This is a genomic window from Paracoccus zhejiangensis, assembly GCF_002847445.1.
GTDB classification, from domain to species: Bacteria; Pseudomonadota; Alphaproteobacteria; order Rhodobacterales; family Rhodobacteraceae; genus Paracoccus; species Paracoccus zhejiangensis.
The window spans coordinates 1599856-1613449 of sequence record NZ_CP025430.1 but is presented as its reverse complement, the minus strand read 5'-3'; the positions used below and the strand labels follow the sequence as shown (position 1 = coordinate 1613449).

Below are 13594 nucleotides of genomic sequence, written 5' to 3'. Positions count from 1 at the left end.
ACAACATGTGGTGGCACCCTCAAGGATCACCAGGCGCGGCACGGCCCTATCATGAAGTGAGTTCGGATCAGGCGCGATGGTGCCTGAACGGCCCCGGTTTTGCGGGCCGATGGGCCGACTCGGCAGCGCGCGACACACCGCAAAGCGGGACAGGGACAAAGAGGGCAGGCATGAAGATCGAACGGCGTTTTACCACCGAAGCCAGCGGCGCCTATGGCGACATCGAGTTTCGGACCACGGTCAGCGAGATCCGCAATCCCGATGGCAAGATCGTGTTCCAGAACGAGAACGTGGAAGTGCCGAAAAGCTGGAGCCAGGTCGCCAGCGACGTGATCGCCCAGAAATACTTCCGCAAGGCCGGCGTGCCGGCGGCGCTGAAGCGGGTGAAGGAAAAGGGTGTGCCCGAATTCCTCTGGCGCTCGGTCCCCGACGAGGATGCCCTGGCCGCGCTGCCCGCAGACCGGCGCTTCGTGGGCGAACAGAGCGCGCGGCAGGTCTTTGACCGCCTGGCCGGGGCCTGGGCCTATTGGGGCTGGAAGGGCGGCTATTTCACCACCGAGACCGATGCCCGCGCCTATTACGACGAGATGCGCCACATGCTGGCCCGCCAGATGGCCGCGCCGAACTCGCCCCAATGGTTCAACACCGGGCTGCACTGGGCCTATGGCATCGACGGTCCGGGGCAGGGGCATTTCTATGTCGATTACAAGACCGGCAAGCTGGTCAAGTCCGACAGCGCCTATGAGCATCCCCAGCCCCATGCCTGCTTCATCCAGTCGGTCAGCGACGATCTGGTGAACGAGGGCGGCATCATGGACCTGTGGGTCCGCGAGGCGCGCCTGTTCAAATACGGCTCGGGCACCGGAACCAACTTCTCGAGCCTGCGGGCCGAGGGCGAGAAACTGTCGGGCGGTGGCAAGTCCTCGGGTCTGATGGGCTTCTTGAAGATCGGCGACCGGGCGGCCGGGGCGATCAAGTCGGGCGGCACCACCCGCCGTGCGGCCAAGATGGTGATCTGCGACATGGATCACCCCGATATCGAGGCCTTCATCAACTGGAAGGTCATCGAGGAACAGAAGGTCGCCTCGCTGGTCGCCGGCTCGAAGATGCACGAGCAGAAGCTGAACGACATTTTTGGGGCAATCCGGGGCTGGGATGGCAGCATCGAGGATGCAACCGACCCGGCCAAGAACGACGCGCTCAAGACCGCGATCCGCGCCGCCAAGAAGGTAATGATCCCCGAGACTTATGTGAACCGGGTTCTGCAATATGCGCGGCAGGGCTTTGATTCGATTGAATTTCCGACCTATGACACCGATTGGGACAGCGAGGCCTATATCACCGTCTCGGGCCAGAACTCGAACAACTCGGTCCGCGTGACCGACGCCTTCCTTGACGCCGTGCGCGGTGACAAGCCGTGGGAGCTTCTGCGGCGGATCGATGGCAAGGTCGCCAAGACCGTCTCGGCCCGCGAGCTTTGGGACCAGATCGGCCATGCGGCCTGGGCCTGCGCCGATCCCGGCATCCAGTTCCACGACACCGTCAACGCCTGGCACACCTGCCCGGAAGACGGGGCCATTCGCGGCTCGAACCCGTGCAGCGAATACATGTTCCTCGACGATACGGCCTGCAACCTCGCCTCGATGAACCTGCTCACATTCTATCACGGCGGGCAGTTCGACGCGGATGCCTATGTCCACGCCACGCGGCTCTGGACGGTGACGCTGGAAATCAGCGTTCTGATGGCGCAGTTCCCGTCGAAAGAGATCGCGCAGCGCAGCTATGACTATCGCACGCTGGGTCTGGGCTATGCCAATATCGGCGGATTGCTGATGAACATGGGGCTGGGTTACGACTCGGCCGAGGGTCGCGCGCTCTGCGGTGTGCTGACTGCGATCATGACCGGCGTCTCCTATGCGACCTCGGCCGAGATGGCCGGCGAGTTGGGTGCCTTCCCGGGTTATGCGCGCAATGCCGAGCATATGCTGCGCGTCATCCGCAACCACCGTGCCGCCGCGCATGGCAAGGGCGGCTATGAGGGAGTGAACGTGAACCCGGTGGCGCTGGACGCCGCGAACTGCGCTGACAAGCGGCTGGTCGCCATGGCCCGCGAGGCCTGGGACGAGGCGCTGCGTCTGGGTGAGAAGCACGGCTATCGCAACGCGCAGGCCACCGTCATCGCGCCGACCGGCACCATCGGTCTGGTCATGGACTGCGACACCACCGGCATCGAGCCCGATTTTGCGCTGGTGAAGTTCAAGAAGCTGGCCGGCGGCGGTTACTTCAAGATCATCAACCAGTCGGTTCCGGCGGCGCTGGAAACCCTTGGCTATGGCTCGGCCCAGATCGAGGAAATCGTCGCCCATGCCGTCGGTCATGGCAGCCTCGGCAATGCCCCGGGCATCAACCACACCGCGCTGGCCGGCCACGGCTTCGGCCCGCGCGAGATCGAGAAGGTCGAGGCGGCGCTGGCCACGGCTTTCGACATCCGCTTCGTCTTCAACCAGTGGACCTTGGGCGAAGATTTCTGCAAGGGCACGCTGGGGATCCCGGCGGCCAAGCTGAACGATCCGAGCTTTGACCTGCTGCGCCATCTCGGCTTTACCAAGGCGCAGATCGATGCGGCGAACGACCATGTCTGCGGCACCATGACGCTGGAGGGTGCGCCCTTCCTGAAGGCCGAGCATTACGCCGTCTTCGACTGCGCCAATGCCTGCGGCAAGACCGGCAAGCGTTACCTCTCGGTCGACAGCCACATCCACATGATGGCGGCGGCGCAAAGCTTCATCTCGGGCGCGATCTCGAAGACGATCAACATGCCCAACAATGCCAGCATCGCCGATGCGCTGGCGGCCTATGAACTGTCCTGGTCGCTGGGGATCAAGGCCAATGCGCTTTACCGCGACGGCTCGAAACTGAGCCAGCCGCTGGCCTCCGCTCTGGTCGAGGATGACGGGGAGGCCGAGGAAATCCTCGCCACCGGCAGCCTGCAGGAAAAGGCCGTGGTCATCGCCGAGAAGGTGGTCGAGCGGATCATCGTCAAGGAAATGATCCGCCACCACCGCGAGAAACTGCCGCAGCGCCGAAAGGGTTACACCCAGAAGGCCATCGTCGGCGGTCACAAGGTCTATCTGCGCACCGGCGAATATGACGACGGCAAGCTGGGCGAGATCTTCATCGACATGCACAAGGAAGGTGCCGGCTTCCGGGCGATGATGAACAACTTCGCCATCGCGGTCTCGGTCGGCCTGCAATACGGCGTGCCGCTGGAAGAGTTCGTCGATGCCTTCACCTTCACCCGCTTCGAGCCGGCGGGGATGGTGCAGGGGAATGACAGCATCAAGAACGCCACCTCGATCCTTGACTATGTCTTCCGCGAACTGGCCGTCAGCTACCTGGACCGCACCGACCTGGCCCATGTGAAGCCGCAGGGCGCCAGCTTTGACGAGCTGGGCGAAGGCGAGGGCGAAGGCCGCCCGAACGTGAGCCCGGTCAGCGACAGTGCCGAGCTGAAATCGCTGACCATGCTGAAGCAGATCAGCAGCGCCGGCTATCTGAGAAAGCGCCTGCCGCAGGAGTTGATGGTGCTGCAGGGCGGGGTTTCGTCGGCCGCTGTGGCGACCGGCATGGCAGAGGGTGCCGCCAGCTTCCAGGCGGTCGAGGTTGCCGCCGTGACCACGATGGATGCGCGCGCCAAGGCCAGGATGCAGGGCTACGAGGGCGATCCCTGCGGCGATTGCGGCAATTACACGCTGGTCCGCAATGGCACCTGCATGAAGTGCAACACCTGCGGCGGGACGTCGGGGTGTAGCTGAGGAGATTGGGTTGGGGCGCGAAGGTTCCAGCTTCGCGCCCCGGCCGCCCCACGTCGAATGTACCGCGTGGGGCTCGCCATTCCTCGGTCCGATTAGGGCCGATGGTTCGAAAGAACAGTATCGGAATGGCGGATCAATAGGTGCTCAAACAGTCCACAGGCTTACCCCGAGAAAAATCAGGCGCCCTGTGGATAAGTTGTGGAGACTAAACATGGCTGGCAAAAAACCAGGCGGAAATTCCGGTAACTCCGGTGGTATTTTCAAGAGCAAGGACCACGTGGAGGGCTGAAGAAGAACTATTCGACAGTGCCTGACAACAGGACCATGCCACCGACGAGTAAGCCTGGCTCAACGTGGGTGCCTGTCAAGAGGACGCCCGACAGTAAGCGTTAATCAGAATAGAGGGGGGCGGGCGCCCGGCCCCCATCCTTCCGTCAGGCCAAGGTCGCGGTGCCCCTTTTTTCCGCGCCCCTATCGCAGCAGCCAGCCGCCCGGCAAGAGGCGCAGCCTGACCCCAGCCCCCCGCCGCGTGGCAGCGCAGCGGGGGGCGCCTTCTTTTCGGTGGATGCGAAGTGTCCGGCCCGGAATCAAGCGCGAAGCGCGCCGGGCCAGCGTCCGACCGCCCCCTCGGGCGGACGCTCTTTCACCGGCCAGCGCCGAACAGCCGTTCGATATGCTGGTGCCATAAGTGCGAGCGTCCAACCGCCCGAGCGTCCACCCGGCGGTCGCACGCTGGCCCTCTGCCGCGCCTATGCCCACCGATCCGGATGCGCCGCCGCGAAGGCCTGGATCGCGGCCAGCCTCTCCGCCACCCGCCGGATCTTCGGCATGTCAGCCAGATCCACCTGCCAGCGTTGGGCATTATAGACCTGCGGCATCAGGCAGAGATCGGCCAGCGTCACGCCCTCGGCCCAGCAAAAATCACCGCCGGGCAACATCGCCTCGACCGCGGCCAGTCCCCGACCGATGAAATGCTGCATCCAGCCCTCCATGGTGATCGCACCGTCCGAGGCGCTGACCGCATGGCGCGCGGTGCCGAGGTTGCAGATCGGGTGGATGTCCATGGCGATGGCATGGGCGATAGCACGCACCCGCGCGCGGTCGGCGGGCGTGGCGGGCAGCAGCCCAAGGCCGCGGGTCTCGTCCAGATACTCGACAATTGCCAGCGATTGCGTCAGCCGCAGCCCGTCGATCTCGAGCACCGGCACCAGCCCTTGCGGGTTCCGGGCCAGATGCGCGGGTGTCTTGTGCTGGCCTTCGACCAGATTGACCGCCACCGCCTGCCAGTCGAGCCCGGCCAGCCCCAGCGCGATGCGAACGCGATAGCTGGCGGACGAGCGCCAGTAATCATAGAGCGTGATCATGGGGTCTCGGCCTCCAGCCTGGTCAGCGCGGCGTTCAGAGCGGCGAGATGGGGGCCCAGGGCCGCTTCCAGCCGCGCCTGGTAGGCGATGGCCAAGGGCAGCAACTCGGCCATCAGTGCACGGCCCCGCTCGGTCAGCGCGAGGCTGACCAGCCGCCGGTCGGTCTCGTTCACCGTCTTCGAGATCAGGCCGTCATCGGCCAGCCGCGTGGTCGCCCGGCTGACCTTGGATTTCTCGAGGTTCACCCGCGCGCCCAGATCTCCGACCGAGACCTCGCCCGAATCCGACAAGTGCACCAGCACCCGCCATTCCGGCCCCGAGATCCCGTGCCGGTCGCGATAGGCCTGCGCCAGCCCGGCGCTGGTGCGCTGCGCCGCCACCGACAGGCGATAGGGCAGGAAGGCGGAGAGGTCGAAATCCGGCAGGTCCTGGCTCATGTCGGGCGCATCCTTTCCCTTGGTCTTGGCGGCAGAGTCCCGCGAATTCATCTCATCTGCAACAAATATCTTGACTTCATTGCAAATGCAACGAATACTCGCGGCAACAGATTCAGGCCCGGTCCCGGGCCTCGTGAGGGGGAATCAGGATGACCAGACAGGAACTGCCCTCGGGCATGGTCCGCGCACCGGGCATTGCCGGGCCGCATGACGGCTACATGCCGGGCTTCGGCAATGATTTCGAGACCGAGGCACTTCCCGGCGCGCTGCCGCAGGGCATGAACAGCCCGCAGCGGGTGAATTATGGCCTCTATGGCGAGCAGCTGTCGGGCACCGCCTTCACCGCGCCGAGCCACCAGAACGAACGCACCTGGTGCTATCGCATCCGCCCCTCGGTGAAGCATTCGGGCCGCTATCGCGCGATCGATCTGCCCTATTGGAAGACCGCGCCGCATGTGCCGCAGGGGGTCACCTCGCTGGGGCAATATCGGTGGGATCCGGTGCCGCTTGGGGCTGAGAAACTGACCTGGCTCACCGGTATGCGCACCATGACCACGGCGGGCGACGTGAACATCCAGGTCGGGATGGCGAGCCATATCTATCTGGTCACGCAATCCATGGTCGACGCCTATTTCTACTCGGCCGACAGCGAATTGTTGGTGGTGCCGCAAGAGGGTCGCCTGCGCTTTTGTACCGAGCTGGGGGTGATCGATCTGGAACCGCAGGAGATCGCCGTGATCCCGCGCGGCCTCGTCTATCGCGTCGAAGTGCTCGAAGGGCCGTGTCGCGGTTTCGTCTGCGAGAATTACGGCCAGAAGTTCGAACTGCCCGGCCGTGGCCCGATCGGCGCGAATTGCATGGCGAACCGTCGCGATTTCAAGACCCCGGTCGCCGCCTTCGAAGATCGCGAGGTGCCCTCGAAACTGACGATCAAGTGGTGCGGCCAGTTCCACGAAACCGAGATCGGCCATTCGCCCTTGGACGTGGTGGCGTGGCACGGCAATTACGCGCCGGTCAAATATGACCTCAAGACCTATTGCCCGGTCGGCTCGATCCTCTTCGATCACCCCGATCCCTCGATCTTCACCGTGCTGACCGCGCCCTCGGGGGTCGAGGGCACGGCGAATATCGATTTCGTGCTGTTCCGCGAGCGCTGGATGGTGATGGAAGACACCTTCCGTCCGCCGTGGTACCACAAGAACGTCATGTCCGAGCTGATGGGCAATATCTATGGCCAGTACGATGCCAAACCGCAGGGCTTCGTGCCCGGGGGCATGAGCCTCCACAACATGATGCTGCCGCACGGCCCCGACCGCGACGCCTTCGAAAAGGCTTCGACCAGCGCGCTGGAACCGGAGAAGCTGGACAACACCATGTCCTTCATGTTCGAGACCCGCTTTCCCCAGCACCTGACCGAATTCGCCGGACGCGAGGCGCCGCTGCAGGATGATTACGTCACCTGCTGGGACGGGATCGAGAAGAAATTCGACGGCACGGCCGGGTTGAAGTGAGCGAAGCCGGGGGGCCTTCAGCCCCCCGAGCCCCCCGAGGATATTTGCATGAAGAAGAAAGGGGACAGCATGTCCTTGATCCGGTCATGGGTCGCAAGTGCCAACAGCGCGGACACCGATTTTCCGCTGAACAACCTGCCATACGGCGTCTTTGACGATGGGCAGGGCGCGCGGATGGGCGTGGCCATCGGCGAGCAGATCCTTGATGTCTCCAAGGTCGATCACGGGCAGGACCCGGCGCTGTTCGCGGAACCCGCATGGAATGCCGTCATGGCGGCGGGTCCGGCGGTCTGGGCGGCGCTGCGGGCGCAGCTGATCGGATTGCTGTCGGACGAGGCCCATCGCGCCGCTGTCGAGCCGCATCTGGTGCCGATGGAAGGGGCCCGACTGCTGATGCCCTTCCGGGTCAGTGAATATACCGACTTCTACGCCAGCCGGCATCACGCCACCAATGTCGGTACCATGTTCCGCGGGGCCGAAAACGCGCTGCCGCCGAACTGGCTGTCGATCCCCATCGGCTATAACGGCCGGGCCTCCTCGGTCGTGGTCTCGGGGACCGATGTGATCCGCCCGTGGGGTCAGGTGAAGGCGCCGGATGCGGACCTGCCGCGCTTTGCGCCCTCGGCCCGCTTCGATCTGGAGCTGGAGATGGGGGCGATCATCGGGAAACCCTCGTCGGGCATGGTCTCGGTGGCCGAGGCGGACGAGATGATCTTTGGCTATGTGCTGCTGAACGACTGGTCGGCGCGGGATATCCAGGCGTGGGAATATCAGCCGCTCGGCCCCTTCCAGTCCAAGGCCACGGCCACGACGATCAGCCCCTGGATCGTGACCCGCGCGGCGCTGGAACCGTTCCGCGCGGCGACGCCCGAGCGCGAGCGCCCGCTGCTGCCCTATCTGAGTGAACCTGGGCCGATGCTCTATGACATCGCGCTGGAGGTCGGGCTTCAGCCCGAGGGCAAGCCCGAAACGGTGATCGCGCGGACGAACTACAGCCAGATGTATTATTCCGCCGCCCAGCAACTGACCCATCACACCACCAGCGGCTGTTCGATGCGGGTGGGCGATCTCTTGGGTTCGGGCACGATCTCGGGTCCGGAGAAGGATGCCCGTGGCTCGCTTCTGGAACTGAGCTGGGGCGGGAAGGAACCGATCACGCTGGCCGGCGGTGAAAGCCGCAGCTTCCTCGAGGATGGCGACCGGTTGACCCTGCGCGGCGCGGCCATCGGTGACGGCTATCGCGTGGGCTTTGGCGAGTGCACCGGCGTGCTGCGTCCGGCAGTGGGCCTGCCGGACTGGGCCAAGGCGTAACGATCACGCCGCTTGCGTTTCCGCGCGACGCCAGCGCGGGAAGGGGTCGGTCATGCCGGACCAGGCCTTCGGGTCCTCGCCAGCCTCTTCGCCGATCAGGCAGGCATCGAGCCGATGGCGCAACCCGTCCTCGTCCATGTTGTTGCCGATGAAGACGATCTCCTGCCGCCGATCACCCCAAGGCTCCGCCCAGTTCTGGCGGATGATGGCGCGGTCCTCGCCCCGGCTTGGCCAGCGCGCCTCGGGGATCGCAGCCCACCATTGGCCGAGCGGGCGGATGCTGGAGAGCGACCCCACCAGCGAAAACTCCGCCACCCAGTCGGGTTGCGTGGCGATCCAGAAATGGCCCTTGGCGCGCAGGACACCGGGCAGGGGACCCGAGAGCAGGGCGTGGATCTTGCGCGGGTCAAACGGCCTGCGGGCGCGATAGACGAAGGAGCTGATGCCGTACTCCTCGGTCTCCGGGGTGTGATCGGCGTGGCCATAAAGCTCTTTCACCCACATCGAATGATCATGCGCCCGGTCGAAATCGAAAAGGCCGGTGTCAAGGATCGCCGCGGGCGGGACCTGCCCGTGATCGGCCTCGATGATGCGGGCATCGGCGTTCAGGCTGCGGATGATCCGGCGGCCGATCTCGACCGCTTCCGGCCCGGCATCGCGCGCCTTGTTCAGCACCACCACATCGGCAAACTCGATCTGTTCGGCCAGCAGCGACACCAGTTCGCGCCGGTCATCCGGCCCTGCCACCTCGCCGCGATCGGACAGAAGGTCATGACTGGCGAAGTCCCCTGGCAGGTGGATCGCGTCGGCCACGGTGACCATCGTGTCCAGCCGGGCCACGTCCGACAGGCTGTCGCCGCGTTCATCGGTGAACTCGAAGGTGGTCGCCACCGGCAGGGGTTCCGAGATGCCCGAGCTTTCGATCAGCAGATAGTCAAAGCGCCCCGCCAGCGCGAGCCGGCGCACCTCGACCAGCAGGTCATCGCGCAGCGTGCAGCAGATGCAGCCGTTCGACATCTCGACCAGTGTCTCCTCGGTGCGGGACAGGTCGCTGTCCGCGCGGATCAGGTCGGCGTCGATATTCACCTCGGACATGTCATTGACGATGACCGCGACCCTCAACCCGGCGCGGTTGTTCAGGACATGGTTCATCAGCGTGGTCTTGCCCGCCCCCAGGAAGCCCGAGAGCACGGTGACGGGAAGGCGGTTGAAGGCGGTCATGGGATATCCTGTGACTGGGGCGGTTGGTTTATGGGCCGATAGTATTATGTAATAACATAACATAATTCAAGATCGAATCCGCCCCGCCGGCCAGAAGGCGCAACGGGCCATTGACGACCCGCGCCGCTTCAGCCATGCCCCGACCATCATGTTGCGCATCGACGATATCTCTTATTCCATCTCGGGCCGGCCGCTGTTTGACGGCGCCACGGCCACGATTCCCGCCGGCCACAAGGTCGGCCTTGTCGGTCCCAATGGCGCCGGCAAAACCACGCTGTTCCGGCTGATCCGGGGCGAGCTGTCGCTGGATGGCGGGTCCATCAGCCTGCCGAACCGCGCCCGCATCGGCGGCGTGGCACAGGAAGCGCCGGGCACCGAGACCTCGGTTCTCGAGACCGTGCTGGAGGCGGATGAGGAACGCGCGGCGCTGCTGATCGAAAGCGAGACCGCCACCGATCCCCATCGCATCGCCGAGATCCAGACCCGGCTGGCCGATATCGATGCCTGGTCGGCAGAGGCGCGCGCGGCTTCGATCCTTGACGGGCTCGGCTTCTCGACCGCCGATCAGGCCCGGCCGAGCGGCGATTTCTCGGGCGGCTGGCGGATGCGGATCGCGCTGGCCGGGGTGCTGTTCAGCCAGCCGGATGTGCTCCTGCTGGACGAACCGACCAACTACCTGGACCTGGAAGGTGCGCTCTGGCTGGAAGGCTATCTGGCGCGCTATCCCCACACGGTCATCGTCATCAGCCACGACCGCGGCCTTCTGAACCGCGCCGTCGGCCATATCCTGCATCTCGAGAACCGCAAGCTGGTGCTTTATACCGGCGGCTATGACAGCTTTGCGAAGCTCAGGGCCGAACGGCGGGCGCTGCAGGCGGCCGAGGCGAAGAAGCAGCAAGCCCGCCGCGACCATCTGCAAAGCTTCGTCGACCGCTTCCGCGCCAAGGCCAGCAAGGCCCGTCAGGCGCAGTCGCGGGTGAAGATGCTGGAAAAGATGACGCCGATCACCGCCCCGGAAGAGGCGAAATTCCACCGCTTCAGCTTTCCCCAGCCCGAGGAACTGTCGCCGCCGATCATCGCCATGGAAGACGTGGCGGTCGGCTATGGCACCCGCGCCGTGCTGAAACGGCTGAGCCTGCGCATCGATCAGGACGACCGGATCGCGCTTTTGGGCCGGAACGGGCAGGGGAAATCGACCCTGTCGAAACTGCTGGCCGAGCGCCTGCCGGTGATGGAAGGCACGCTGACCCGGTCGAGCAAGCTGCGCATCGGCTATTTCGCGCAACACCAGGTGGACGAGCTCTATCTGGACGAAACCCCGCTGGATCACATCCGCCGCTTGCGCCCCGACGAGGCGCCGCCCCGGCTGCGGGCGCGGCTGGCAGGCTTCGGGCTGATGGAGGCGCAGGCCGGCACCAAGGTCGGGCAATTGTCGGGCGGGCAGAAGGCACGGCTGTCGCTGCTGATCGCCACCATCGACGCGCCGCATATCCTGATTCTCGACGAACCGACCAACCACCTCGACATCGAAAGCCGCGAGGCGCTGACCGAGGCGCTGAACGACTATACCGGCGCGGTGGTGCTGGTCAGCCATGACATGCATCTGCTGGGTCTGGTCGCCGACCGGCTGTGGCTGGTCAAGGATGGTGCGGTCAGCCCCTGGCAGGGCGATCTGGACGATTATCGCCAGTTCCTGCTGCAGGGCGATGGCTCTGGCAAATCGCGCGCCGCCCCGCCGCAACCCGTTGCCGCGCCCGCGCCGAAACGCGCCAGCCGCGACGAGGTTCTGGAACTGCGGGCCGAGGCGCGCCGGGCCGAGGATCGCGTCGGCAAGCTGAGCGAGATGCTGGCGAAGCTGGACCAGAAACTGGCCGATCCGGTCATCTACCAGAACCCGGTCGAGGCCGAGAAATGGGGCCGCAAGCATGCCGAGGCTGTCGAGGCCATGTCACGGGCGGAGAACCTGTGGCTGAAGGCGATCGAGAACCTCGACATGGCGGAAAAGGGCTAGGGATTGTTGCTAATTTGCGCCGCTGGTCCACGGATCGTGTAAACTGGCGGTGCTGACCTTGCGCGTGTGCCTGATTCGCTTCTAGGACGATTTCAAGTTGCGTAAGACCTTTGCGGGGATAGCCCTATGAAACACATCCTGATGCTTGCCCTGCTGGCCGCTCCGCTGGCCTCGGTCGCGTCGGCGCAGGACATGAGCCTGGGCAATCGCTGGGGCACGCTGTCGGCCGATGTCGGCCTTGGCGTCAGCTATGGTCCCAAATATCCCGGTGCCGAGGATCACGAGGCAAGCCCCTGGCTGATCCTGCGCAATGCCAGCTTTGGCGAGCCGGGCAAGGGCAATCTTGACGGATTTTCGATCCTGCCGGTGTTCGGCCTGGTGGGCGAGCGCAACGAGGATGACGATGCCGCGCTGGCCGGCATGGGTGATATCAGCCGTGCCTATGAGCTTGGTGGCCAGCTGAGCTATGGCCAGGGTCCGGTGAACGGCTATCTGCGCGCCCGCCAGGGCTTCGGCGGCCATCACGGCGTGACCGGCGAGCTGGGCGTGCGCTATCGCAGCGAGGTCAATGACAAGCTGACCATGTGGTCGAGCCTCGAGATGACCTATGGCGACAGCGAATATGTCGAGACCTATTTCGGCGTGACCCCCGACCAGTCGGCCTCGAGCGGCAATGCCGCCTACAGCCCCGGCGGCGGCTTCACCAAGGCGGCGGCCAAGCTGTCGGCGCGTTATTCGCTGAACGACAAGACCGCGCTTCTGGGCGAGATCGAATATGGCCGCCTCGTCGGCGACGCCGCCGACAGCCCGCTGGTGCAGGACAAGGAACAGCCCTCGGTGCGGCTGGGGATCGTGCGGAACTTCAGCTTCGGGTTCTGAGCCGGATTGAAATGGGGATGAAGAGGGGCGCTTGGCGCCCCTTTTTTGTTGCAGTGATGCGTCAGGATGTCGAGCAAAGGTCTTGATCTTGCTGCTGCCCGATCCCGCGACCGGCCCGGGGACAAGGGCGAAGCCCGCCCGGGCCAGCGCCTGCCCGTTCCGGCGGGCTGGCGCTTTGGTGCCGCTGGTCCTGCGTTCAGGCAGGAGAGGGACTTGGCACCATAAAGCGCCTCGACGGACTGTCACGGCGCCATCCCACGGGCAGGCGCTTGCCCTCTGATCGGCGAAAGCGGAGCCATGCAAAAGCCTCGCAGCGGCCTTGCAGCAGCCAGCGCGATCGCACGAAAACAAAAAAGGCCGCCCCGAGGGACGGCCTTTCGCATTTCGCGCTGAAGAACCGGATCAGTTCTTCGCGTAATATTCGACGACCAGGTTCGGCTCCATCACGACGGCATAGGGCACGTCGCCGAGCGCCGGGGTGCGCACGAAGGTGGCAGTCAGCTTGTTGGTGTCGACTTCCAGATAGTCGGGCACGTCACGCTCGGCCAGGCCCACGGCTTCCAGCACGATGGCCAGCTGCTTCGAGCGGTCGCGGACGGCGATCACGTCGCCTTCCTTCACGCGGTAGGAGGCGATGTTCACGCGCTGGCCGTTCACGGTCACGTGGCCGTGGTTCACGAACTGGCGGGCGGCGAAGATGGTCGGGACGAACTTGGCGCGGTAGACGACGGCGTCCAGGCGGCGCTCGAGCAGGCCGACCAGGTTCTCACCGGTATCGCCCTTGACGCGCTCGGCCTCGGCATAGATGCGACGGAACTGTTTTTCCGTCAGGTCGCCGTAATAGCCCTTCAGCTTCTGCTTGGCGCGCAGCTGGGTGCCGAAATCCGACAGCTTGTTCTTGCGGCGCTGGCCGTGCTGGCCGGGGCCGTATTCGCGGCGGTTCACCGGGGATTTGGCGCGGCCCCAGATGTTTTCGCCCATGCGGCGGTCGATCTTGTACTTGGCAGACGTGCGTTTGGTCACGGCTGATCTCCTTTTGTGTGTT

The 13594-nt window shown here is 64.9% G+C and carries 9 protein-coding genes; 5 read left to right on the top strand and 4 right to left on the bottom strand.

All coding sequences use genetic code 11. The features are described from left to right. The first annotated feature begins 170 nt into the window (after positions 1-170). Entirely contained in the window at positions 171-3815 is a 3645-nt protein-coding gene (locus CX676_RS07925; protein WP_101752129.1) for a vitamin B12-dependent ribonucleotide reductase, read from the top strand. A gap of 749 nt (positions 3816-4564) precedes the next feature. Here the strand turns inward: CX676_RS07925 and maiA are convergent. Continuing rightward, the gene (gene maiA, locus CX676_RS07915; RefSeq protein ID WP_101752128.1) at positions 4565-5179 is read right to left on the bottom strand and encodes a maleylacetoacetate isomerase; all 615 of its coding nucleotides are present in this window, start codon (positions 5177-5179) and stop codon (positions 4565-4567) included. Next, positions 5176-5616 carry a MarR family winged helix-turn-helix transcriptional regulator gene (locus tag CX676_RS07910; protein ID WP_101754214.1) on the bottom strand — a complete coding sequence of 147 codons (441 nt, stop codon included), beginning with the start codon at positions 5614-5616 and terminating at the stop codon, positions 5176-5178. Before CX676_RS07910 ends, maiA begins: the two co-directional genes overlap by 4 nt. A gap of 149 nt (positions 5617-5765) precedes the next feature. Here CX676_RS07910 and hmgA point away from each other — a divergent pair, with 149 nt between their 5' ends. Both hmgA and fahA read left to right on the top strand, forming a co-directional pair. Next, positions 5766-7127 (top strand): homogentisate 1,2-dioxygenase, encoded by a 1362-nt coding sequence (gene hmgA, locus CX676_RS07905; protein ID WP_101752127.1) that lies wholly within the window; start codon positions 5766-5768, stop codon positions 7125-7127. Positions 7128-7196: 69 nt separating this feature from the next. Then, on the top strand, positions 7197-8438 hold the full coding sequence (gene fahA, locus CX676_RS07900) for a fumarylacetoacetase (RefSeq protein WP_101754213.1): 1242 nt from the start codon (positions 7197-7199) through the stop codon (positions 8436-8438). A gap of 3 nt (positions 8439-8441) precedes the next feature. On the opposite strand, the gene CX676_RS07895 is transcribed toward fahA, so the two are convergent. Next, positions 8442-9659, bottom strand: a complete 1218-nt coding sequence (locus tag CX676_RS07895) for a GTP-binding protein (protein ID WP_101752126.1) — start codon at positions 9657-9659, stop codon at positions 8442-8444. Positions 9660-9807: 148 nt separating this feature from the next. On the opposite strand from CX676_RS07895, the gene CX676_RS07890 reads away from it, so the two are divergent. Both CX676_RS07890 and CX676_RS07885 read left to right on the top strand, forming a co-directional pair. After that, on the top strand, positions 9808-11670 hold the full coding sequence (locus tag CX676_RS07890; protein ID WP_101752125.1) for an ABC-F family ATP-binding cassette domain-containing protein: 1863 nt from the start codon (positions 9808-9810) through the stop codon (positions 11668-11670). 126 nt (positions 11671-11796) lie between these two features. Continuing rightward, entirely contained in the window at positions 11797-12549 is a 753-nt protein-coding gene (locus CX676_RS07885; protein WP_101752124.1) for a MipA/OmpV family protein, read from the top strand. 402 nt (positions 12550-12951) lie between these two features. Here CX676_RS07885 and rpsD read toward each other — a convergent pair whose 3' ends face one another. Continuing rightward, the gene (gene rpsD, locus CX676_RS07880; RefSeq protein ID WP_101752123.1) at positions 12952-13572 is read right to left on the bottom strand and encodes a 30S ribosomal protein S4; all 621 of its coding nucleotides are present in this window, start codon (positions 13570-13572) and stop codon (positions 12952-12954) included. Between the last annotated feature and the right edge of the window lie 22 nt (positions 13573-13594).

Excerpts from the sequence above, each read along its gene's own strand:
- CX676_RS07890 (WP_101752125.1), top strand. The coding sequence starts at position 9,808 with ATGTTGCGCATCGACGATATCTCTTATTCCATCTCGGGCCGGCCGCTG.
- fahA (WP_101754213.1), top strand. The coding sequence starts at position 7,197 with ATGTCCTTGATCCGGTCATGGGTCGCAAGTGCCAACAGCGCGGACACC.
- maiA (WP_101752128.1), bottom strand. The coding sequence starts at position 5,179 with ATGATCACGCTCTATGATTACTGGCGCTCGTCCGCCAGCTATCGCGTT.
- hmgA (WP_101752127.1), top strand. The coding sequence starts at position 5,766 with ATGACCAGACAGGAACTGCCCTCGGGCATGGTCCGCGCACCGGGCATT.
- CX676_RS07925 (WP_101752129.1), top strand. The coding sequence starts at position 171 with ATGAAGATCGAACGGCGTTTTACCACCGAAGCCAGCGGCGCCTATGGC.
- CX676_RS07910 (WP_101754214.1), bottom strand. The coding sequence starts at position 5,616 with ATGAGCCAGGACCTGCCGGATTTCGACCTCTCCGCCTTCCTGCCCTAT.
- CX676_RS07885 (WP_101752124.1), top strand. The coding sequence starts at position 11,797 with ATGAAACACATCCTGATGCTTGCCCTGCTGGCCGCTCCGCTGGCCTCG.
- CX676_RS07895 (WP_101752126.1), bottom strand. The coding sequence starts at position 9,659 with ATGACCGCCTTCAACCGCCTTCCCGTCACCGTGCTCTCGGGCTTCCTG.